At 69.6% G+C, this 22,516-nt stretch carries 17 protein-coding genes and 1 pseudogene; 10 read left to right on the top strand and 8 right to left on the bottom strand.

Annotated features, from left to right (window positions below):
• A pseudogene (locus tag VET29_RS19615) lies at nucleotides 1-333 on the top strand (alpha/beta hydrolase); the annotation flags it as partial.
• Between the two features lie 16 nt (nucleotides 334-349).
• On the opposite strand, the gene VET29_RS19610 reads toward VET29_RS19615, so the two are convergent.
• The 5 genes from VET29_RS19610 to VET29_RS19590 all read right to left on the bottom strand — a co-directional run bounded on the left by VET29_RS19610 (nucleotide 350) and on the right by VET29_RS19590 (nucleotide 6,072).
• Nucleotides 350-1,117, bottom strand: a complete 768-nt coding sequence (locus VET29_RS19610; protein WP_324922424.1) for an ESX secretion-associated protein EspG — start codon at nucleotides 1,115-1,117, stop codon at nucleotides 350-352.
• Between the two features lie 3 nt (nucleotides 1,118-1,120).
• Nucleotides 1,121-2,338: a hypothetical protein gene (locus VET29_RS19605; protein WP_324922422.1), complete on the bottom strand. Its 1,218-nt coding sequence runs from the start codon at nucleotides 2,336-2,338 to the stop codon at nucleotides 1,121-1,123.
• A 20-nt stretch (nucleotides 2,339-2,358) separates the two neighbouring features.
• Nucleotides 2,359-2,841 carry a hypothetical protein gene (locus tag VET29_RS19600; protein WP_324922419.1) on the bottom strand — a complete coding sequence of 161 codons (483 nt, stop codon included), beginning with the start codon at nucleotides 2,839-2,841 and terminating at the stop codon, nucleotides 2,359-2,361.
• A gap of 120 nt (nucleotides 2,842-2,961) precedes the next feature.
• A complete protein-coding gene (locus VET29_RS19595) occupies nucleotides 2,962-4,458 on the bottom strand; it encodes a CoA-acylating methylmalonate-semialdehyde dehydrogenase (RefSeq protein ID WP_324922417.1) in 1,497 nt (498 codons plus the stop codon).
• Between the two features lie 330 nt (nucleotides 4,459-4,788).
• A complete protein-coding gene (locus VET29_RS19590) occupies nucleotides 4,789-6,072 on the bottom strand; it encodes an aspartate aminotransferase family protein (protein WP_324922415.1) in 1,284 nt (427 codons plus the stop codon).
• Nucleotides 6,073-6,156: 84 nt separating this feature from the next.
• On the opposite strand from VET29_RS19590, the gene VET29_RS19585 reads away from it, so the two are divergent.
• Nucleotides 6,157-7,785 (top strand): PucR family transcriptional regulator, encoded by a 1,629-nt coding sequence (locus VET29_RS19585; protein ID WP_324922413.1) that lies wholly within the window; start codon nucleotides 6,157-6,159, stop codon nucleotides 7,783-7,785.
• Nucleotides 7,786-7,897: 112 nt separating this feature from the next.
• Here VET29_RS19585 and VET29_RS19580 read toward each other — a convergent pair whose 3' ends face one another.
• Entirely contained in the window at nucleotides 7,898-8,725 is an 828-nt protein-coding gene (locus tag VET29_RS19580) for an NUDIX domain-containing protein (RefSeq protein ID WP_324922411.1), read from the bottom strand.
• Nucleotides 8,726-8,943: 218 nt separating this feature from the next.
• Here VET29_RS19580 and VET29_RS19575 point away from each other — a divergent pair, with 218 nt between their 5' ends.
• The gene (locus tag VET29_RS19575) at nucleotides 8,944-11,616 is read left to right on the top strand and encodes an AfsR/SARP family transcriptional regulator (RefSeq protein ID WP_324922409.1); all 2,673 of its coding nucleotides are present in this window, start codon (nucleotides 8,944-8,946) and stop codon (nucleotides 11,614-11,616) included.
• Between the two features lie 1,110 nt (nucleotides 11,617-12,726).
• Here the strand turns inward: VET29_RS19575 and VET29_RS19570 are convergent.
• Nucleotides 12,727-13,647, bottom strand: a complete 921-nt coding sequence (locus VET29_RS19570) for a hypothetical protein (protein ID WP_324922407.1) — start codon at nucleotides 13,645-13,647, stop codon at nucleotides 12,727-12,729.
• A gap of 80 nt (nucleotides 13,648-13,727) precedes the next feature.
• Between VET29_RS19570 and VET29_RS19565 the strand changes: the two genes are divergently transcribed.
• A complete protein-coding gene (locus VET29_RS19565; RefSeq protein ID WP_324922405.1) occupies nucleotides 13,728-14,564 on the top strand; it encodes an ADP-ribosylglycohydrolase family protein in 837 nt (278 codons plus the stop codon).
• On the opposite strand, the gene VET29_RS19560 is transcribed toward VET29_RS19565, so the two are convergent.
• Nucleotides 14,549-15,403, bottom strand: coding sequence for a DUF1932 domain-containing protein (locus tag VET29_RS19560; RefSeq protein ID WP_324922403.1), 855 nt, complete (start codon nucleotides 15,401-15,403; stop codon nucleotides 14,549-14,551). The genes VET29_RS19565 and VET29_RS19560 overlap by 16 nt on opposite strands.
• Before the next feature lie 116 nt (nucleotides 15,404-15,519).
• Between VET29_RS19560 and VET29_RS19555 the strand changes: the two genes are divergently transcribed.
• From VET29_RS19555 to VET29_RS19530, 6 genes are all read left to right on the top strand, one after another.
• Nucleotides 15,520-16,608, top strand: coding sequence for a hypothetical protein (locus VET29_RS19555; protein WP_324922401.1), 1,089 nt, complete (start codon nucleotides 15,520-15,522; stop codon nucleotides 16,606-16,608).
• Nucleotides 16,609-16,709: 101 nt separating this feature from the next.
• On the top strand, nucleotides 16,710-17,513 hold the full coding sequence (locus VET29_RS19550) for an LLM class flavin-dependent oxidoreductase (protein ID WP_324922399.1): 804 nt from the start codon (nucleotides 16,710-16,712) through the stop codon (nucleotides 17,511-17,513).
• Nucleotides 17,514-17,605: 92 nt separating this feature from the next.
• On the top strand, nucleotides 17,606-19,144 hold the full coding sequence (locus tag VET29_RS19545; protein WP_324922397.1) for an NCS1 family nucleobase:cation symporter-1: 1,539 nt from the start codon (nucleotides 17,606-17,608) through the stop codon (nucleotides 19,142-19,144).
• The gene (locus VET29_RS19540; RefSeq protein ID WP_324922394.1) at nucleotides 19,137-19,979 is read left to right on the top strand and encodes a nitrilase-related carbon-nitrogen hydrolase; all 843 of its coding nucleotides are present in this window, start codon (nucleotides 19,137-19,139) and stop codon (nucleotides 19,977-19,979) included. The genes VET29_RS19545 and VET29_RS19540 overlap by 8 nt, the downstream gene beginning before the upstream one ends.
• A gap of 2 nt (nucleotides 19,980-19,981) precedes the next feature.
• Nucleotides 19,982-21,367: a dihydropyrimidinase gene (gene hydA, locus VET29_RS19535; RefSeq protein ID WP_324922391.1), complete on the top strand. Its 1,386-nt coding sequence runs from the start codon at nucleotides 19,982-19,984 to the stop codon at nucleotides 21,365-21,367.
• Nucleotides 21,368-21,381: 14 nt separating this feature from the next.
• Complete coding sequence (locus VET29_RS19530) at nucleotides 21,382-22,380, top strand: TIGR03842 family LLM class F420-dependent oxidoreductase (RefSeq protein ID WP_324922389.1); 999 nt, start codon at nucleotides 21,382-21,384, stop codon at nucleotides 22,378-22,380.
• Nucleotides 22,381-22,516: the final 136 nt, after the last annotated feature.

Genomic DNA, 22,516 nt, shown 5'->3' with positions numbered 1-22,516 from the left:
ATCCGGCCACGGCCACTGGTCGACATGGTCAGTGAGGGGAACTACCCGTGGGACCCGGCCGCCGAGGCACTGGCCGACGCGCTGGACTTCCTCCGGCGCGGCGGGGAGCTGACCATGCCGCTGCTGGTGGTCAGCGGTGAGCTGGACGACCCGCCCTTCCGCGCGGACGCGGTCGCCCTCGCCGACGCCGCACCGCATGCCGAGCTGGTGTCCGTGCCGGGCCTCGCCCACCCGCTGGCCGACGAGCCGGGCATGGCGCCCGCGCCGCAGCTCCCGCTGGCGAAGCGGGTCGACGACGCGCTGACCGAGTGGTTCACCCGCCATCTGTCCTGACCGACCTCCTGAGGGGTCAGCGGGAGAGGGTGCGGTGCATCTCCTGTAGGCGGGCGACGAGGTCGGCGCGGGTGGCCGGGGCCACGAGGACACGTGGCTCGCCGTCGGCGGTGGTCGACGTGTGGTTGAGCCAGCGGCCGTTCTCGGTGTCGGCATAGCGCAGCGGGTCCCGCACGGACCTGCGGCGGCCCATGCGATCGCGGATCGCGACGTACAGCTCGCCGCCTCCGGTGGTCGGCTGCGACATGATCTGCTGCACGATCCGCACTTCCGGCGGCGCGGGACGCATGCCGACGCCGGCCGCCGTGCGCTGGCGGCCGCCGGACGACGCGAGCACCTCCGACGGCACGACGTTCACGGCCTCGCCCCGCGACGGCGGCACGTCCGGGGTCTGGTTGACCAGCGCCATCGGCAGCGTCTCCGGCCGGATCTGGGTGATGGTCACCTCGGCACCCCTGCGCACGGCCAGGATCGCCTCGCGGCCGGTCGCGCCGGCCAGTACGCCCTTGGTCTGGTCGCCCGTGTTGATCCAGCCGTAGAACTCGGCACCCGCGCGGGTCAGCACGGCGAGCGAGGCGGCGACCTCCACGTCGACCCGCCCGCGGCCGTCCAGCAGCCCGAGCCGCTGGAACTCCTTGCGGGCCTCGACCTCCAGCAGGTCCTGGTCGGACCTGCGCCGCCACACCGCCTGCCCCCGGATCGCGACGTGCAGATCGCCGAGGTTCTCCAGCCGCACCAGCCGCGCCAGCGCCTCGTCGTGCAGTTTCAGTGGCTTGTCGAGCATGTCCTACTCGCCGATCACCGGCGGCGCGGTGACCTCGTCGGTGCCGAACGTGTCGTGCGGGTCCGGCTCGACGAGGAACGACGGCCGCTCGTGCTCGGTGTCCTCCTCGCCCTCGCCACGCTTGCCGCCACCGCCGTGCATGCCGCCCATGCCGCCGCGAGCGCCCGCGGCACCACCGCGCCCGGCCGCGCCCTCGGCGGCCGCCGCCGCGCCGCCCGCGCCGGGGCCGAAGCCCGAGCCACGACCAGCGCCGGGCCCGCCGGTGCCGGGGGCGCCGGTGCCGCCGCTGCCACCCGGGCCGAAGCTCCCGCTGCCACGCGGACCGAACCCGCCGCCACCGCCGCCGCCGGTCGGGCCGAAGCCGGGAAGCATGCCCGGTATCGCCGGGTTGCCGCCGCCCCCGCCGCCCTGGCCGGGGTTGCCGCCGGGCAGGTTGGTGCGTGGTGGCAGGCCGACCGGCGGGCGGTGGTCGGCCGGGGTGGTCTGGCTGTTGCCGGACGGCTGGTGCGTGTTGCCGCCGGGCGGGTTCTGCTTGCCGGTGTTCGTGAAGCTGCTGCCGGTCGTGCCCGTGTTGTGGCCGCTGCTGCCGTTGTTCTGGCCGCCCCGGCCGTTGGGGTTCGAGACGCCCGGGTCGTACGGCTGGCTCGGCGGCGGCGGGGAGGGCCGGTCGACGCCGACCGCGGAGTAGTCGTCGGTGATCCGGCCGTAGGTGGTCGGCATCGCCGAGGTGTTGGAGCTGGTGGTGGTCTCGTACTGCTCCATCACCGCCACGTTGTGGTCGTTGGCGGTGTTGACCTTGCCCACCTTGTCCTCGTAGGTGCGGCCGGCGCCGCCGAAGCTGGAGAGGTTGTCCCACACGCCGGGCTTGTCCGGCGTCGGCGGGATCTCGGTGACCTGCGACTTCGCCGTGTTGAACGCCGTGGCCTGGCTGCTCAGGGTGTTGTGCGCGGTGACCATGTTCGGCTGGGCGAGCCCGTGTTCCACCGCGAGCGGCCCCGCGCCGCGCTGCGCGGCACCCGCCGCGTCACCCTGCCACGCGCCCTCCATCTTGGTGGTCAGCTTGGTGATCGACCTGGTGCGGTCCTCGTACCGCTTCGTCACCGTGGTCACCTTCGCGCCTGCCTCGATCAGGCCGGCGGCGTCGTCACCGGTGCCGCCACGGAAGTTGTGGTAGATCTCCTGGCCGTTCAAGCCGTAGAGCTGGGTCCAGATGCCAGTCATGTCGATGTCCCCTCAGCCCGTCACGCCTGGATGCCGCGCATCTGGGCGTGCGCGCCGTCTTCCATGGTCGAGATCTGCGCGCGGCTGGCCTTCAGTTTCTCGATGTAGCTGTTGGCGTAGTCCAACATCGCGTTGCTGTGGGTCCACATGTTGGCGAGGGAGTCCCGCGACGCGGTCGCCTGCCCACGGCTCATCGAGTCGGCCGCCGGTTCCTTGATCGCGTAGTAGGCGTCGGCGATCACGTCGCGGTCCGCCTTGATGCCGTCCCGCTCGTCTTCCCACTTCTTGATGACGTCGTTCAGGTCGTCCAGGTTCGCGAACATGAACTCGCCGCCGGTGCCGCCGCCGCCCGCCTCGTACGGCTGGTCCCCACCCACGCCGAACAGCGAGCGCCACCACCCGAGCACGTTCTGCCGGGCGATCTCCACGTCGACCTGGTCGGCCGGCGTTCCCGGGTCCTGATCGCCGGTCCCCGTGTCCTGTGCGTTCGTACCGTCAGGCACGCCCACCACACCCCTTTGTCAATCTCACCCCATGACCACCCGTCCAGCCTACCGCCCGTGACCAGGCGGTACACCCGGGCACTACGACGGAACGGACAGGTGGATGGTTCCGTCGGGGTGTCACTCGTTGCGCGGAAAACCCAGGTTCACTCCGCCATGTGACGGGTCGAGCCAGCGGGACGTGACGACCTTGGTCCTGGTGTAGAAGTGCAGGCCGTCCGGACCGTACGCGTGCGTGTCGCCGAACAGCGAGTCCTTCCAGCCGCCGAACGAGTAGTAGCCGACCGGGACCGGGATCGGCACGTTCACGCCGACCATGCCGACCTCGACCTCGCTCTGGAAACGCCGTGCCGCGCCGCCGTCGTTGGTGAAGATCGCCGTGCCGTTGCCATACGGGTTGTCGTTGACCAGGCCGACGGCCTGCTCGTAGGTCTCCGCGCGGAGCACCGACAGCACCGGCCCGAAGATCTCGTCGCGGTAGACCGACATGTCCGGGCGCACGTGGTCGAACAGCGTCGGGCCGAGCCAGAAGCCGGTCGGCTCGCCGTCGATCTCGTGGTCGCGGCCGTCGACCGCGAGCGTCGCACCCTCGCCGACGCCCGCGTCCAGGTACGACGTCACGCGGTCGCGGTGGGCGGCCGTCACGAGCGGCCCCATCTCGCAACCGGGGCGGCGTCCGTCGCCGACGCGCAGGTCGGCCATGCGGGTCTTGATCCGTTCGACCAGAACGTCGGCGACCGGGCCCACGGCGACCACGGCGGAGATGGCCATGCACCGCTCGCCGGCACTCCCGAAGCCGGCGGACACGGCGGCATCCGCAGCGAGGTCGAGGTCGGCGTCGGGCAGGACGACCATGTGGTTCTTGGCGCCGCCCAGCGCCTGGACACGCTTGCCGTTGCGGGTGCCGGTCTCGTAGACGTAGCGCGCGATCGGGGTGGATCCGACGAACGAGATCCCCTTGACGCCGCGGTGTTCGAGCAGCCCGTCGACGGCCACCTTGTCGCCGTGCAGGACGTTCAGCACGCCGTCGGGCAGACCGGCGCGCGCCCAGAGGTCCGCGATGAAGTTGGCGGCGGACGGGTCCTTCTCGGACGGCTTGAGCACGACCGTGTTGCCGCACGCGATCGCGTTGGGGACGAACCAGAGCGGGACCATCGCCGGGAAGTTGAACGGCGAGATGACACCGACGACACCGAGCGGCTGGCGGATGGAGTACACGTCGACGCGCGTGGACGCGTTCTCGCTGAAGCCGCCCTTGAGCAGGGCCGGGATGCCACAGGAGAACTCGACGTTCTCCAGTGCGCGACCCACCTCACCGGCGGCGTCGTCGAGAACCTTGCCGTGCTCGGCGGTGACGATGGCGGCCAGGTCCGACCTGTGCTCGTCGAGCAGCTCACGGAAGGCGAAGAGAATGCGCGACCGGGCCGCCAGGGAGGTGTGCCGCCAGGTCTGGAACGCCCGCGCCGCGGCCCCGACGGCCTCGTCCACCTCAGTGGACGACGCGAAGTCGACCTTCCCGCTCACCTCACCGGTCGCCGGGTCGAACACGTCGCCGGACCGCTCCGCGACCCCCGCCCACGGCTTCCCGTCGATCCAGTGACTGATCCGCGCGACCATCACAGACTCCCTTCCGACGCACGGCCGAACACCGCGCCAACTCCCACCGCGGCACGCTGCCGCGGGTCCCTGCCGTTCCACCAACCAGCCACAGCCAGCCGACCGTCGCCGGCCACTGCGCTGCCGCCCCTCGGGGCCATCAGCCGTTCACCACCTGGTGCGGTGCCCACCGATGTCGGTGGGCACATCGGTGGATCCAGGTTTCCGCTGGCAAGGCGCCAATTCGCCCTCGTACTGGACCGTACTTGGGCGGATCGGCAACGCCATCTCGCCGGCAACGCCATCTCGCCGGGCCGCCGATTGACCCGGCGAACGCCGGCGGACACCGCACTAACCGGCAGCGGCGATCGCCTCGCCGAGGATTCGTAGCGCCTCCGCCAACTCGTCCGCCGTCAGCGTCATCGGGGGCGCCAGCCTGATGACGTTGTTGTGGAGGCCGCCCTTGCCCACCAGCAACCCCCGCGCACGAGTCTCCTCCAGCACGCGCGTGGCCGCGGCCGGCGACGGCGTCGTGCCGCCCGGCTCCACCAGCTCCACCCCGACCATCAACCCCTTCCCACGGACATCGCCGACCACCGGATGCCGCGAAGAGATATCACGCAGCCCCGACAACAGCCGCTCGCCGAGCGTGTGGGCGTTGCCCTGCAGGTCGTGCTCCCGCACGTAGTCGAGCACGGCGTGTGCACCAACCGTCGCGACCGGGTTACCCCCGAACGTGGAAATCGAGTTGGCAGTCAGACAGTCCATGATCTCGCCGCGGGCCACCACGCCGCCGATGGCGAGGCCGTTCCCCAGGCCCTTCGCGAAGGTCATCATGTCCGGGACCATCCCGTGTGCCTGGATGCCCCAGAAGTGCGTGCCCGTGCGTCCCCACCCCGTCTGCACCTCGTCGGAGATGAACAGGATGCCGTGCTCCGCAAGGACTTCCGCGAACGCGCCGTACAAACCGTCCGGCGGCGTGGTGAACCCGCCGACGCCCTGGATCGGCTCCACGATCATGCAGGCGACGTCCCCGGAGGTGGCCGTCCGCAGCACGTCCTGCAGATCCTCGACGCACGCGGCGATGTAGTCCGCGTCGGAGAGCCCGCGGAACGGGCTGCGGTACGGATACCCACCGTGCACATAGGACACACGAACAGGTGAAAGTGCGGAAGCCGACCACCCGCGGTTGCCCGTGATGCCGACGGTCGCGAACGCGCGGCCGTGGTAGGAGTTGCGCATCGCGAGGACCTGGTTGCTGCGCCGGTACTGCGTGGCCAGCATGAGCGCGGTCTCGTTGGCCTCGGTGCCCGAGTTGGTGAAGAACACCTTCGCGTCCGGAATCCCCGACAGCCGTGCGATCTCCTCGGCCAGCTCGACCTGGCTGCGGATCAGGTACAGCGTCGAGGTGTGCAGGATGCCGGTGTCGAGCTGCTTGCGCACGGCATCGCTGACCTCGGGCACGTCGTACCCGAGCGCGTTGGTGAGGATGCCGGCGAAGAAGTCGAGGTAGGTCTTGCCGTTCGAGTCGGTCACCCGCCGCCCGCTCGCGTGCACGATCTCGATCGGGTCCGCGTAGTACAGCGCCAGCCAGTTGGGGAGGACGGCGCGGTGGCGGTCGATCAGACTGTCCATACGCCTGAGTGTGCCGAGGCGCATCTCGCGACGCCATGGACAGTGTGTATCGCGGAGCCGCCTCTGGCCGTACAGTCTGCTCGCATGTATCCGACCGTCGCGGACGTGCTGACCCTGCCGGTGATCCGGCAGGGGCTCGCCACCGTGGTCGCGGGTGCCGGCGGGCTGGACCGGCGGGCTCGCTGGGTGCACATCGCCGAGATCGCGGACATCGCGCCCCTGCTCGGCGGCGGCGAGCTGGTGCTGACCACCGGCATCGCGCTCCCCGACGATCCCGAGGCGCTGACCAGGTACGTCGCCGAGCTGTCCGCGGTCGGTGTCGTCGGGGTGGTCGTCGAGTTGGTCCGGCACTGGCACCGCGAACTGCCGACCGCGATGATCGAGGCGGCGGACGAGCACGATCTGCCACTGATCACCCTGTCGAGGGAAACCCGGTTCGTGGCCGTGACCGAGGCGGTCGTCGGCCTGATCGTGGCCGCCCAGGTGGCCGAGCTGCGGGCGGCGGAGCGGGTGCACGAGACGTTCACGACGCTGACCGTCGCCGGCGCCGAGCCTGCCGAGGTGCTGCGTGAAGTGGCCAGAGCGTCAGGCCTGCCGGTGGTGCTCGAGACGCTCGGCCACGACGTGCTCGCCTACGACGCCGCCGGCGCGGACCCGCGCGAGTTGGTCACCGACTGGGCGGCCAGGTCACGTGCCGTCACCGTCGACGCCCGGACGAGCTACCACGAAGAGGCCGGCTGGCTGGTGACCGTCGTCGGCGCCCGCGGCAACGACTGGGGCCGGCTGGTGCTGGTCTGCCCCTCGGAGCCACAGCACCGGCAGGTGGTGATCGCCGAGCGGGCGGCGTCGGCGCTGGCGGTGCACCGGCTGGTGGCCCGCGACCGCGAGGGCCTGGAACGGCACGCGCACCGGACGCTGCTGACCGAACTGCTCAGCTCGACGACGACCGCCGCCGACCTGACCGCGCGGGCCAGCGCCCTGGGCGTCCCCCTCCAGCGGCGCCAACTGCTGGGCGTCTCGGTCCGCCCGTCGATGACACCGCAGGCGGCGACGGCCGGCCGACCGGCCATGGCCACACAGGAGGTCCTGCGGGACCTGGCGGAGGCGACCGCGCTCGCGGCCCGGCGCGCGCGGGTGGCGGCACTGGTCGGCGTGGTCGACGACATCAGCGTGCGGGCGCTGCTGTCGCTGACCCCGCAGGCGGACGTGGACGCCGTGGTTCGCCGGCTGTCCAAGGAGATCCACCAGGCGGCGGCGAGCGCGCCCAAGGCGATGCCGGTCATCGTCGCGGTGGGCACGACGGTCGACGCGGTGTCCGACGCCCGCCGGACCATGGTCGAGGCGGCACACGTGGCCAAGGCGGCGTTGCGTTCGGCGGACGGCCGCCCGTACCACCGGCTCGACGACGTGCGCCTGCGTGGACTGCTGCACCTGCTGGCCGACGACGACCGGGTGACGGCGTTCGCCGCACGGGAGCTAGGCCCCCTGCTGGCGCGGGACGCGACACACGAAAGCCGGCTGATCGACGCGTTGCGGCACTTCTGCGAGCACGGCGGCAACAAGTCCGCCGCGGCGACGGCGGCACACATGTCCCGCACCGCGTACTACCAGCAACTGGCGCGCGTGGAGCAGGTACTGGGCGTCTCCCTGGACGACCCGGAATCCGTGCTGTCTCTCTACGTCGCACTACTTGTTCAGGAAGTCAACAGTTGATCGACCTCACCTCGCCTCACGCCGTCCCGGCCGTCCAGCCTCGCCCACACTCGTCCCCGCCTGCCCAACCGACCACCCATCCAGCCCCACCTCGACCCGCCCAACAGGCGGATCAGAGCTGGTTGAGCAGCCACCTCGGCCCGAGGATCGAGGCCCCCGCCTCCTGGCTACGGCGCTTGAGCTCCCGGTCGGCGGTGACAACGAACACGTCCGCGTCCGGCACCCCCGCGTACCGCCGCACCGTGGCGACGATGGTGTCGTCACCGTCCCCCTCGGCACTGATCACTCGGATGTGCTCACCGTCGCCGACGCCGCGTGCCTTCCCCTCGACGATCATCACCAGCTCGGGGAACGCGACATCGAACGGCGGTAAGTGGAAGCCCGCCACGGCGTCGATCTGGTCGCGCAGCCGAATGGCGGCGCCGTGCCGGTCCCGCCACCAGCCGTCGTTGCGGGACCCCATGACGTTGGCGGTGTCGACGACGAGCACGGGTCTACGCATGGCGTCACGCACCCTGGGCCAGGAAACCGCGAAGGCCGGAAAGAGGTCCATCTTCGTGACCTCGTCGGTGGGCACCCACCTGGCGTCCTTGGACTCCCAGGACGCGGGCGCCACCTCGGGCACGGTCTCGACGTCGCCGACGACCGTGTCGTAGGCCCAGCCCTTGTGGTCCTCCGTGACGACACCACGGACCCGAACGAGCTCCACATCCAAAGTGGACTCCTCCGCGGTCTCACGCAACGCGGCGGTCACCGGCGGCTCGTCGCGTTCGCGGGCGCCGCCGAACAGGCCCCACGTCTCAGGGCCGAGCGAGAGCGCGGATCGCTGCTGGAGGAGCACCATGCCGCCGTGGTGCAGTAACAACCCGGCGGCACCGTACTTCCCCCAGTGTCGATGTCCAAGTCCACATTGGACGAACTGGTCGCCGTCACGGTTCATGCGGCCATCCTACGAGGCCGTCCGCGAATGGAGAGAAAGTTGTCCACAGCCCACTCGGTTGTCCACAACCGGGCACTTCCGCATCGCACGACGACGGCCATCGACGCAATACTGCCGGCATGCCTACCTCGACCCCGCCGGCACACCGGCATCCGCCAGCAACCTACAATCGCCGTTCCAGTCATCGATTCCCTGTAACAGCAATAGACTTGGCGATTGTGGAGTTCCGCCTGCTCGGCGACATCGAAGCCCGCCTGGATGGCCAGACGGTCGCGCTCGGCTATGCGCGGCTGCGGTGCCTGCTCGCGGTCCTGCTCGTCGAGGCCAACCGCACGGTGTCGGTCGACGTCCTCGTCGAGCGGGCCTGGGGAAGCCACCAGCCGCAGCGGCCACGCGGGGCGGTGCAGCACGGCATCACCATGCTGCGCAAGGCGCTCACACCCATGCACGACGTGGAGATCTCCTGGCGGTCGCCGGGCTACCACCTGACGGTCGACCCCGCGGTGGTCGACGTGCACCGGTTCCAGGACCTCGTCGGCCAGGCACGCTCGGCCCGCGACGACACCCGGGCCGCCGACCTGCTGGAGCAGGCACTCGCGCTGTGGCGGGGCGAACCGTTCGGCACGCTCGACACCCCATGGGTCAACTCGGTGCGCACGACGCTGGCGGGGCACCGGCATGCCGCCGAGCTGGACCTCACGGACATCCGGCTTCGCCGCGGTGATCACGCGGCGCTGGTCGCGGAGCTGTCCGCCAGCATGGCCGACCACCCGCTGGACGAGCGCCTGGCCGGACAGTACCTACTGGCGCTCTACCGCGGCGGGCACCAGGCCGACGCACTACGGCACTACGAGGAGCTCCGGCAACGCCTGGCCGACGGCCTGGGCGCGGACCCGAGCCCGCCGTTACGCACGCTGCACCAGCGGATCCTGGCCACGGACCCCGCGCTGGAGCTCACGAGCCGGCCCGCCATGCCCCGCCAGCTGCCCGCCCCGCCACGCACGTTCACCGGCAGGGTCGACGAGCTGGCCCGCCTGACCAAGGCCGTGGAAGAGCACGCGACGGTGGCGGTAGGTGGCATCGGCGGGATCGGCAAGACGTGGCTGGCACTGCACTGGGCGCACGAGCACGTGGACCGGTACCCAGACGGTCAGCTGTACGTGAACCTGCGAGGCTTCGACCCCTCCGGTCAGCCACTGTCACCGGACACCGCCATCCGCGGCCTGCTCGCCGGGCTCGGGGTGGACACGGCGTCCCTGCCGGCGGACCCGGAGGCGCTGGCCGGGACCTACCGCAGCGTCCTGGCCGGCAAGCGGGTGCTGCTCGTGCTGGACAACGCCGCCGACCTGGCGCAGGTGACCCCGCTGCTGCCGGGCGGCTCGACCTGCACGGTGATCGTCACGAGCCGGCGCCAGCTGACCGGGCTGGTGGCCGCACACGGCGCCGTGCCCCTGGCGCTGGACGTCCTACCGGCGGCCGAGGCCACCGAGTTGCTCGCGCGCCGGCTCGGCGCGGAACGAGTCGACGCGGAACCCGCCGCGGTGGCGGGGATCGTCGCTAGTTGTGGCGGGTTGCCGCTGGCTCTGGGCGTGGTCGCGGCCCGGGCCGCGACCCATCCCCGATTACCCCTGGGCACCCTGGCGGCGGAGCTGACGGACGCACGGCTGGACGCGCTGGGCGGCGGCGACCTCAGCACTGACGTGCGGGCGGTGCTGTCATGGTCGATCCGCGGGCTGGACGCCGAGGCGGTGCGGCTGTTCGGGCTGCTGGGCGCCGCGCCGGGACCGGACATCGGCCTGCCGGCGGCGGCAGCGCTCGCCGACCTGCCCGTGGCTCGGACGCGTGCGGCGCTGCGGCGCCTGGACGACGCGTACCTGTTACAGGAACACGTGCCGGGCCGGTTCCGCATGCATGACCTGATCCGCCTGTTCGCGGCCGAGATGTCCACTGAGGAGGACGCGTTACGGCGGCTGGTGAACTTCCTGCTGCGCACGGCGTACGCGGGCGAGCGACAGCTCTACCCGTACCGGCGGCCGATCGACGTCGACCCCCTGCCGGTGGGCGACGCGATCGCGTGGTTCGACGTGGAGCACCCGTGCCTGCTGGCGGCACAGGAGCTGGCGGCGGCACGCGGCTGGCAGCGGGAGGTATGGCAGCTGGCGTGGGCGCTGGACACCTACCACCGGCGCCGGGGCTTCCTACGCATGCAGGTGGTCGTGTGGACGGCCGCGCTGGACACCGAGGACGAGACAGTCCGCTCGCGGGCACACCGCGTGCTGGGTCACACCCACACCTACCTGGGCGAACCAGGAAAGGCAGGCGGACACCTGAGCCAAGCACTGGCGCTGGCCGAACAACAGGACGACATCTCAGGACAGGCCGAGACCCAACGCTGCCTGGCCTGGTCCTGGGTATGGCAGGGCGACGACCGCCGAGCACTGGAACACGCGACGACGGCACTGGAACTGTGCCGCGCCCACGACCACCCACTTGAGGGAGCGCCAGAACTGAACATGGTCGGCTGGCTACACGCAAGGCTCGGCCACCACGAGGAGGCCCGCGAACACTGCGCGGCCGCCCTCGAACTACACCGCACCCACCACAACCAGGAAGGAGAAGCAGAGGCCTTGGGAAGCCTCGGCTTCCTAGACCACCAACTGAGCGACCACGACAAGGCACTGATGCACTACCAACAAGCACTGTCTGTCTGCCGCGAACTGAACCACACCCGAGGCGAGGCAGAGATCCTGGCCCGCATGGCCGAAGTCCTGACCGACGCCCACCGCCCGGACGAGGCAAGAACCTGCCTAAACGAGTCACTCGCCCTCTACCGAAGCCAACACAACGTAGGAGAGATAGCACGAATCCAGGGCTTCCTCGACCGACTATGACCCCGCACGCAAAGACGAGGGCCATCCCATAATCGGCAACTCCCCGTGTCAAACAGTTGGCAACAGAGAGAACCCCGACCCGCATTCCACCGCCTGGCAAACACACCCGCCGCCCCCGGATCGTCCCGCCCAACACCACAACGCCCCGCCCATCCTCACCATCCGCGAGTCCCGCACCCAAACACCGCGTGTCTCGCGTTCAGACATAACGAGTCCCGCGTTCAGACATAGCGAGTTGCGGTTTCGTGCTTAGCCAACCAGGGCTGCCCAAGATCGGCAGGTCTTTCCCATGACGGTACCTCTCTGTGTCAAGTGGCGGCCGGCAGAGAGGAAACCGAGTCTCGGGTGATGGTGCGTAGACGGTGTCGGCGCAGACGCTCGGTCGGCGGTGCTCCCAGGCCGCCGGCGTCTTCGATCGTCCACGTGGCCTGCGGCCAGGCCGCGGCGAGCCGTCGTAACCGGCGGAAGCATCTCGGTTGACCGGAACTCGTAACGTGTCCACCGCGGACAACTCTGGGCCCACGACCACAGCCGTCCACGACGCTTTGTGCGTATCGACAGCGACAATAACCCGGTCCCGACGCTGCGGATCCACTGACAGGTGTTTCCCGAGCGACCCCGATCGCGGCCTCGAAGATCATGGCTACAGACCCTGATCTTCTGCCCCGGATTCAACAAGTTGGTTTCCTCGCTGTCTCCAGCGACTTGACACCGAGGTGCCGATCTTGAAACAGGCCCAGATCGACACCTCGGTCGGTGACCACGTGAGACAGAGGAGGTGGCGATCAAAGCGATGGATCCCAGCCAACCTGCACGAAACCGCAACTCGGCGTGCGTGGCTGAACAGGGACTGTCGCGTTTCTGCGATAGACCCGCTGAACACACTGTTCCCGCGACAGTCCCGCGTGCGCAGCCACAACTCGGTATGCGTGAACGCGGGACTCGCCGTGCGTGAACGCGGGACTCGCCGTGTGTCAACGCGGGACTCGCCGTGTTTGGGCGCGGGACTCGCGGAGGGGGTGGGTTGTCTTGGGGCTGGTGGTTTGTTGGGTGCGTCGCTGTTTTTGGGCGGGTTCGAGTCGTTTTGGGCCGGGGTGGCCGCTTGGGAGGTTAGGACTTGGTTGTTGTTACCAGCCAGGCGGGGTGGTCGGTGTGGGACATGTTGATTTCTTTGGTGAAGCCGAATGTCAGGTCGGTGGTGATGAACCAGTGCTGGACGTCGCCGTCGCCCTTGCGGTACCAGCCGGATGGGACGCAGGTCTGGATGTCCGGGCTGCCCTTGTACTTCAGGTTGAAGTCGCCGCCGACGACCGTCGGGTGGTAGCCGCCCTCGGAGGACTGGAACGTCGGGACTAGGTTGCGTAGCAGGTCGTCGCACTGTCGGGCGGCGGCCGTGGCGTTGCCCGCCGCGAGGTGGGTGCCGCAGCCGTAGTAGTTGTCGATCGCGTACGCGCACACCCATGACCGCCACTCGTTCGTGTTGGCGTCCTGCGACTGGTAGATGCCGCCCACGGTGTTCACCCCGGCCCAGTCCGCGGCCAGGACGTGGCCCATGATCGCGTTGCCGTACTGGCCGCGGCCGTTCGCGCACTGGTACGGCGCGTTCTGCGACACGTTCCACGCCGGCATGAACGCCCAGAAGACCCAGTCGCTCGCCCAGGTCTGGGTCATGGTCGGGAAGAGCTGGTCACGGACGTCCGGCAGGCAGATCTCGTTCAGGGTCACCACGTCCGGCGCCCAACTGGCGATGACCCGCTGCGCCTCGGGCACGGACTGGCCGCCGTCGAAGCAACCGGCGATGCCGCTGTTGCAGAGGTTGAGTTGCAGGTTCCGGAACGCGTACCCGGGCGGTATCGCGTTCGGCCGCGCCTGCCCGGACGGCGGCGCGAAGCCGGTCATGACCGCAGCGGCGTGGTCGGGGGCCGTAAGGACACCGGGCGCCGCGGTCGCGGCGGCGGGCGGCGCGACGCCGACGAGAACGAAGAGGGTGACGAGAACGGAAAGCCGCTTGCGCGTGATTGACCCCCACATGAGCAGAATCGTACGAGCGTGGGTACGCGGCGACACCCTTTTCGGCTGAGTGAAAAGGCTCTCTGGGATACGGTGCCCGCATGATGGTCGAGTTGGCGATCGGGGACGCCTACGGCGCGGCGTTCGAGTACGCCCCGCCCGAGTTCGTGGCGCGGCACAACAACGTCGAGGGGTACCTGAAGCACCCGACGCACACCGGCATCGAACCGGGCGACTACACCGACGACACGCAGATGACGCTCGCCATCGCCGAACTGCTGGGCACCGAGTGGACGCCGTTGACGCTGGCGGACAAGTTCGTCGAGGTCTTCCACCGTGACCCGCGGGTCGGGTACGCGGGCGGCTTCCACGCGTTCCTGCTGTCGGTGACGTCCGGGCGCGAGTTCCTCGACCGCATCCGGCCGGACAGCGACAAGAGCGGCGCCGCGATGCGGGTCGCGCCGGTGGGGCTTCTGCCGTCCGTCGCCGAGGTCCGCCACCACGCGGCGGTGCAGGCCCGTGTCACGCACGACACGCCGGCCGGCGTCGCGTCGGCGGAGGCGGCCGCGCTGGCCGTGCACTACTGCCACCACGAGCTGGGCCCACTGGCCGACGTGACGCGGTGGATCTCCGACCAGCTCGGCGACGACTGGACCCGTCCGTGGCAGGGCAAGGTCGGTTCGAAGGGCGCGATGAGCGTCCGCGCGGCACTCACCGCACTGGCCTCGGCGCGGTCGATGACCGAGCTACTGCGTCAGTGCGTCGCCTACACGGGTGACGTCGACACGGTGGCGACCATCGCGCTGGCCGCGGCGGCCCGCTCGGCCGAGGTCGCCGACGACCTGCCGGAGGCGCTGTACCGGGGGCTGGAGAACGGCACGTACGGCCGCGACTACCTGCGTGTGTTGGACGAGTGCCTGGCTCAGGTGTCCGGCTGAGCCGCCTGGCCCCGCACGCCGGTCAGCGCGCCGAGAAGCTGGTCGAGGGTGAGGTCCGGGTCGTCCTTGTGCTGGCGCCAGTGCGTGAGGAATGCCTCGGCGGCGTCGAGAAGGTCGGCGGGTAGGCCGGCGTCGCGGCAGGTTTCGGCGATCTCGCGCATCTCGGGTGCCCAGCGCCAGGCCCGTTGACCAGCGGAGACGAGGCGTTCCGGGTCGGCGAAGGGGGTGCCGGGGAGGGTCGCGGCGGCAAGCTCGCGCAGCTGGGCGTCGACGCCGTGCTGCCGCGCGAGCGCGTGGGCCTGCGCGGCGAGCACGATGCTGACCTTGTTGTAGGTGGCGTAGGCAAGCTTGAGCGCGGAGGCGGCCCCCACCGGTCCCGGCAGGACGACCGGTGTGAGGGTGGTGTGTCTGAACAGGTCGTGGACGCGGGTCACGGCGTCGCCCGGACCGGAGAGGTAGAGCCGGGTGGTGTCCGGTTTCCGCGGCGGCGGCCCGACGATCCCACCATCGACGACGGTGGCGCCGTCGAGCACGGCCGCGATCCCCTCGCTGTGCCGGGGACTGATCGCGTTGGCGTCGACGTAGCAACCGGTGAACCCGATCCGCGCGACCTGGCGGGCGACGTCGAGCGCGGCGGCAGGTGGGCAGACGCTGACCACGACGTCGCAGGACGCCAGCTCGTCGAGTTTGGTGAGTGCGGTCAGCCCGGCCTCGGCGGCCCGGCGCCGGGTCGCCGACCCACGGCCCTCCGGCACCCACCCGCACTGGTGCCCGGCGGCGACGAGCTGGGCGCCGACCGCCGAGCCCATGGCGCCGGGGTGGAGCAGTCCGATAATCACCGGCCGAATCGTAGCCGCCCGTACCGAGGTCCGCGTGGCTCACGCACAGCGGTCTGACCAGGGCAGCCAAGCGTGACCAACGCCGTGCCAAAGCGGTGGCTGTCATCCTGCCCGCCGTGACCCTCACGCGCAGGACGCTGCTTCGCGGCCTGGTCGCGGCGGCAGCCGTGCCGGCGTTGACGCCGTCCCTGGCCTTCGCCACCAGCGGCAGGAAGTGGCATCCGGGCCACTACTTCTGGCCGTCCGAGCCGGCCTGGTCGGCGGACGTGCAGCGGCGCCACTTCGCCGCGCTGGACACCGTGGCGGCGAACCCGTACGTCACAGGCATCAAGATCGCCTTCCACTGGTCGGACTTCGAGGCCGCGCGCGGCGACTACTCGCCGGGCTTCCGCATCATCGACGCCTACCTGGCAAAGCTCGACGCGATGGACAAGTTCCTGATGGTGCACGTCAACGAGCGCTCGTTCGGCGGCAGTGCCGCCGTCTACCCGAGGTATGTCGCCGACAACGGCTGGGTGATCACCCGCCCGAGCGGCGCGACCTGGACCGGAGGCCTCGACAGCACCGCCAGGATGTGGCAGCCGGCGGTGATGGACCGCCTCATCGCCCTGTCCCGGGCGTTCGCCACCCGCTACGACGGCCACCCGCGGTTCGAGCAGTTCTCCCTGGGCGAGACCGCGATGGGCGTACCGGGCAGGCACGGCTTCTCGACGGAGGCGTGGCGCACCGAGCTGAAGCGATGGTTCACCGAGAGCAAGAAGGCGTGGCCGTCGACGTACCTGAGACTGAACGCGAACGTCATCGACAACGACGAGGCCATGCGCGACCTGATCACCCACTGCGTCGACGGTGGCGGCGTCACGGTGGGCGGGCCCAACCCCGAGCCGCCGACCCCCAGCATCACCCGCTTCATCACCGCCAACCGAGTCTTCCGCGGCGACGACGGCGGCGAGGACCTACGCGGCAGGATCCCGTGGACCGGTGAGGTCCAGGCCAAGGGCCTCGGCAGCCGTTTCCCGCAGACCCCCGGGGAGATCTTCGCCTACCACCACGACACCATGCACGCCAGCCACATGGTGTGGCTGCACAACACCCGAACCGGCGGCACCCCCCAACGCTGGTCGACCGGCATCCTCCCGTACATCAACAGCATCAGGGGCCGCGTCCACACGGCACGCCCCGCGGGAGCCAACCCGATGGCGTGAACCGGGTCCATCCCGTGATCGGCATCTCCCTATGTCAAGTGGTCGCGGTGGCCGGGGTGTGAGTTGCCGGGGGCGTCGATCTTCCTGGAGGATCGGCAGTCGTGACTCAACTTGGTGTGGTGTTCCGGCCGCAGTTCGCGCCGGAGCGGATGCGGGAGATCGCGCCCGTTCTCGATGACAGCGGGCTGGACGAGGTCTGGTTGTGGGAGGACTGCTTCTCGGCGAGTGGCTTCGCCAGTTCGGTGGCGCTGCTCGGGTTCACCGAACGGGTGCGGGTGGGGGTCGGTCTGCTGCCGATTCCGTTGCGGAATGTGGCGCTGTCCGCAATGGAGGTTGCCACGGTCGAGCGACTCTTCCCCGGACGGGCGACGTTCGCGTTCGGACATGGGTTGCAGGAGTGGATGGGGCAGGCCGGCGTGCGTGCCGAGTCCCCGGTGACGTTGTTGCGGGAGTACCTGGTGGCGCTGAGGCGGTTGCTGGCCGGGGAGCGCGTGACGTTGCGGGGCCGGTACGTCAACCTCGACGACGTGGGGCTGGACTGGCTGCCGGCGAACACGCCGCAGGTGGTCGCTGGTGCGTTCGGCCCGAAGTCGCTGGCGGTGTGTGTCGAGGAGGCGGACGCGATCATCCTGGCGGCACACGCGGGCCCGCACGGCGTCCGCGAGATACGGGGGACGACGGACAAGCCGATCGTCGCCTACGCACGGGCGGCCTTCGGTGCCGGCGCGCAGGAGCGGCTCGACGCGGAGGGCCCGGAGGAGTACGGCGTCGCGGGAGACGCCGTGCCCGACATGATCCAGGAGTACATCGACGCCGGGGCGACCACGCTCGTCCTGCAGCCGACCCCGGACGAGCCCGATCTGGTGGGGTTCGTGCGGAAGGTGGCGGAGCTCAAGCCCACCTGACGGCTCCGCAAGAGACAGAGTGACCACCAAGTAGGACAAGCGCGAACACAGTGACACTGCCTCGCGGCACCGCCGCGACCCACGATCCCAGGATGGCACTAACGACCACCAGCTCGGACGGACGGGTCGATCTCGCCGATCACTCGTCCATCGCGGACAGCCGTTTCTACAACGCGGAGCTCGCCCCAGTGCCTGTGGCGCAGCGTAACTGGACCACGTACAACTACTTCGCCCTCTGGATGGGGATGGCACACAACATCCCCAGCTACCTGCTCGCCTCCGGTCTGATCGCCCTGGGCATGGACTGGGTGCAGGCATTCGTCACGATCACGCTCGGCAACCTCATCGTCCTGATCCCGATGCTGCTGAACAGCCACGCGGGCACGAGATACGGCATCCCGTTCCCCGTCTTCGCCCGCGCGTTCTACGGCGTGCGCGGGGCGAACCTGGCCGCACTGCTCCGCGCGTTCATCGCGTGCGGGTGGTTCGGCATCCAGACCTGGGTCGGCGGCCAGGCGATCTACGTGATCATCGGCAAGCTGACCGGGGACGGCTGGATCAACGCGTCGGCGGTCGGGGGCCAGCCGATCACTCTGTGGATCTCGTTCGCCGTCTTCTGGGTCATCCAGATGCTGATCATCTGGCGCGGCATGGAGGCGGTCAGGAGGTTCGAGAACTGGACGGCGCCGCTGGTGACCGTCGGCTTCCTGATCCTGCTGGTGTACGTGCTGGTGAAGGCGGGCGGGTTCGGCCCGATCCTGTCGCAGCCGTCGAAGCTCGGCTGGGGCGGTGACTTCTGGAAGGTGTTCGCGCCGTCGCTGATGGGCATGATCGCGTTCTGGGCGACGCTGTCGCTGAACATGCCGGACTTCACGCGGTTCGGCGGGTCGCAGCGCAAGCAGTTCTGGGGCCAGATCCTGGGCCTGCCGACGACGATGTCGTTCATCGCGATCGTCGCGATCCTGACCACCTCCGGCGGCGCCGTGCTGTTCGGCAAGGTCATCTGGGACCCGGCGACGCTCGCGTCGCGGTTCTCCTCCCCGGTCGTCGTGGTCGTCGCGCTGGTGGCGCTGGTGCTGGCGACGATCTCGGCGAACCTCGCCGCCAACGTCGTGAGCCCGTCGTACGACTTCTCCAACGCCTTCCCGAAGAAGATCACGTTCGCGCTCGGCGGCCTGATCACCGGGATCATCGGCGTCGTGATCATGCCGTGGCGGCTGCTCGCGAACGCCGACGTCTACATCAACGGGTGGCTCAGCTTCTACGGCGGCGTGCTCGGCGCGGTGGCCGGCGTGCTGATCACCGGGTACTGGTTCCGGGCCCGCACCAACCTGGCGTTGGAGGATCTCTACAAGGAGGGTGGCCGGTACTGGTTCAGCGGCGGGTGGAACATCCCCGCGTTGGTGGCGACGCTCGTGGGCGCCGTGCTGGCGGTCGGTGGCGCGCACAGTGCTTCTGGCAACCCGTTCCCCAAGGACGGCCTGATCCCGTTCCTGAAGGAGCTCTACAACTACAGCTGGGTCGTCGGATTGGTGGCAGCATCCGTGGTGTACCTGCTGCTGACCGTGAGGGCATCGCGGGAGAGCGCACCGGCGCCTCGGCCGGTGACGGAAGGAGAGGCAGTTGTCTGAGATCGTCAGGGCGGCACTGGTCCAGCAGAAGTGGACCGGTGACAAGGAGTCGATGATCGCGAACGCGGTCACCCACATCGGTACCGCTGCGTCACAGGGCGCACAGGTCGTGTGCCTGCAGGAGCTGTTCTACGGCCCGTACTTCTGCCAGGTGCAGGACGCCGACTACTACTCCTACACCGAGCAGATCCCGGACGGGCCGACCACCCAGCTCATGTGCGAGCTGGCCGACCAGCACAACGTCGTGCTGGTCGTGCCCATGTACGAGCAGGAGCAGCCCGGCGTCTACTACAACACCGCCGCCGTGATCGACGCCGACGGCACCTACCTAGGCAAGCACCGCAAGAACCACATTCCGCAGGTCAAGGGCTTCTGGGAGAAGTTCTACTTCCGGCCGGGCAACCTCGGCTACCCCGTGTTCGACACCGCGGTGGGCAAGATCGGCGTCTACATCTGCTACGAGCGGCACTTCCCGGAGGGCTGGCGGGCGCTCGGGCTGGGTGGCGCCCGGATCGTGTTCAACCCGTCGGCGACCTCGCGTGGGCTGTCGGAGTACCTGTGGAAGCTGGAGCAGACGTCCGCCGCGGTCGCGAACGAGTACTACGTCGGCACCATCAACCGGGTAGGCGTGGAACCTTTGGGTGACAACGACTTCTACGGACAGTCGTACTTCGCGGACCCGAGGGGCCAGATCATGGACGGGACCGCCTCCGACACGGCGGAGGAGATCGTCGTGCGCGACCTCGACATGGGGTTGCTGACCGAGGTCCGCGACCTCTGGCAGTTCTACCGCGACCGCAGGCCCGACACCTACGACCAGCTCACCGGGGCGTGACCATGCGGACCCTGATCCGGAACGGGACGGTCGTCAACGCCGGCGGGACGCTGCGCGCGGACGTGCTGGTGGAGGACGAGAAGATCGCCGCGCTGGCCGCGCCCGGCGTGCTCGGGCCGGCCGACGCGTACATCGAGGCGGACGGCAAGTACGTGCTGCCGGGCGGGATCGACGCGCACACGCACATGGAGATGCCGTTCGGCGGGACGTTCTCGGCGGACACGTTCTTCACCGGCACGCGGGCCGCGGCGTGGGGCGGCACGACGACGATCATCGACTTCGCCGTGCAGGCCAAGGGCACCTCGCTGCTGTCGACACTGGACAAGTGGCACGAGAAGGCGGACGGGCACTGCGCCGTCGACTACGGCTTCCACATGATCGTCTCCGACGTCAACGACCAGTCGCTGAAGGAGATGGAGTCGTGCATCGACGCCGGGGTCAACAGCTTCAAGATGTTCATGGCCTACCCGGGCGTGTTCTACGCGACGGACGGCGAGATCCTGCGGGCGATGCAGAAGGCGTCCGGCACCGGCGCGACGATCATGATGCACGCGGAGAACGGCATCGCGATCGACGAGCTGGTGGCGCAGGCGCTGTCCGAGGGCCGGACCGATCCGGTGCAGCACGGGTTGACGCGGCCGCCCGAGCTGGAGGGCGAGGCGACGTCGCGGGCGATCCAGCTGGCGCGGGTCACCGGCGCGCCGCTGTACATCGTGCATCTGTCGGCGTCGCAAGCGCTTGCGGCCGTGGCCGCCGCTCGCAACGAGGGCCAGAACGTGTTCGCGGAGACGTGCCCGCAGTACCTCTACCTGTCCATCGAGGACCTGGCGAAGCCGGACTTCGAGGGTTCGAAGTACGTCGCGTCGCCGCCGCTGCGGCCGAAGGAGCACCAGGCCGACCTGTGGCGCGGGTTGCGGACCAACGACCTGTCCGTGGTGTCGACCGACCACTGCCCGTTCTGCTTCAAGGACCAGAAGGAGCTCGGACGCGGGGACTTCTCGAAGATTCCCAACGGGATTCCCGGCGTCGAGCACCGGATGGACCTGCTGCACCAGGGCGTGGTGGCCGGGGAGATCACGCTGCAGCGGTGGGTCGAGGTGACGTCGGCGACGCCGGCCAGGATGTTCGGGCTCTACCCGCGCAAGGGCGTGATCGCGCCGGGCGCGGACGCGGACATCGTGGTGTACGACCCCGCGGTGCGGCAGACCCTCGGGGTGGCAACGCACCACATGGCGGTGGACTACTCGGCGTACGAGGGCATGTCGATCACCGGTGGGGTGTCGACGGTGCTGTCACGCGGGTCCGTGGTGGTCTCCGAGGGGTCGTTCCACGGCCACGAGGGGCACGGCCGGTTCCTGTCGCGTGAGCTGTCGCAGTACCTCGTCTGATTGGGGTGTCTTTCGTGGACTTCGGTGTGGTGCTGCAGACGGACCCGCCCGCGTCGGCGGTCGTGGACCTGATGGTCGAGGCCGAACGGCAGGGTTTCCGGTACGGCTGGACATTTGACTCGGTCGTGTTATGGCAAGAGCCGTTCGTGATCTACTCACAGATCCTCGCGGCGACGTCTTCGCTGGTCGTAGGGCCCATGGTGACCAACCCGTCCACTCGCGACTGGTCGGTCACCGCGTCACTCTTCGCGACGTTGAATGACATGTACGGCAACCGAACGGTGTGCGGCATCGGCCGAGGTGACTCAGCGCGACGGGTCATCGGACAGCAGCCGGCACCGCTGTCGGTGGTGCGTGATTCCATCCACGTCATCCGCGAACTGGCGGAGGGACGGGAGGTTTCACACCATGGCGCACCGGTACGGATCCCGTGGGTACGGGACGGTCGGCTCGAGGTCTGGATGGCCGCATACGGGCCTCGTGCCCTGCGGCTCGTCGGCGAGCACGCCGACGGCTTCATCCTGCAGACGGCCGACCCCGCGATTACCCGGTGGACGATCGAGTCCGTCCGGTCCGCCGCCCGCGACGCGGGCAGGGACCCGGGCGGCATCACGATGTGCGTGGCGGCACCCGCGTACGTCGGGGACGACGTCGCCCACCAGCGGGACCAGCTGCGGTGGTTCGGCGGCATGGTGGGCAACCACGTCGCGGACCTGGTGTCGCGGTACGGCGAGTCGGGGCCGGTGCCCCATGAGCTGACGGACTACATCCGCGAGCGGGAGGGCTACGACTACGCCCACCACGGCAAGGCGGGCAACCCGTCGACGGACTTCGTCCCGGACGCCATCGTGGACCGGTTCTGTCTCATGGGCCCGGCGTCGGCGCACGTCGACCGCCTGACCGAGCTGGCGGAGCTGGGTGTGGACCAGTTCGCCCTGTACCTGATGCACGACCAGAAGGAGCAGACCCTGGCGGCTTACGGCGCGGAGATCATCCCGAAACTGACGGCTTAGAGGCTCCGGCAATTGGTGGCCACCGAGTCGAGCTTGACAGGGGGCGGTGATGGTGCAGGCACGGACGCAGGTGATCATGAAGTTTCTGACGCTACGTGATCACCGGGGTGCCCGTGCCTGCCGTGCCATCTTGCCT

This window comes from Actinophytocola sp., from assembly GCF_035634895.1.
In the GTDB taxonomy this organism is placed as follows: domain Bacteria; phylum Actinomycetota; class Actinomycetes; order Mycobacteriales; family Pseudonocardiaceae; genus Actinophytocola.
Note: the sequence above shows the minus strand (reverse complement) of the source record. Positions and strands in the feature narration are given on the sequence as shown.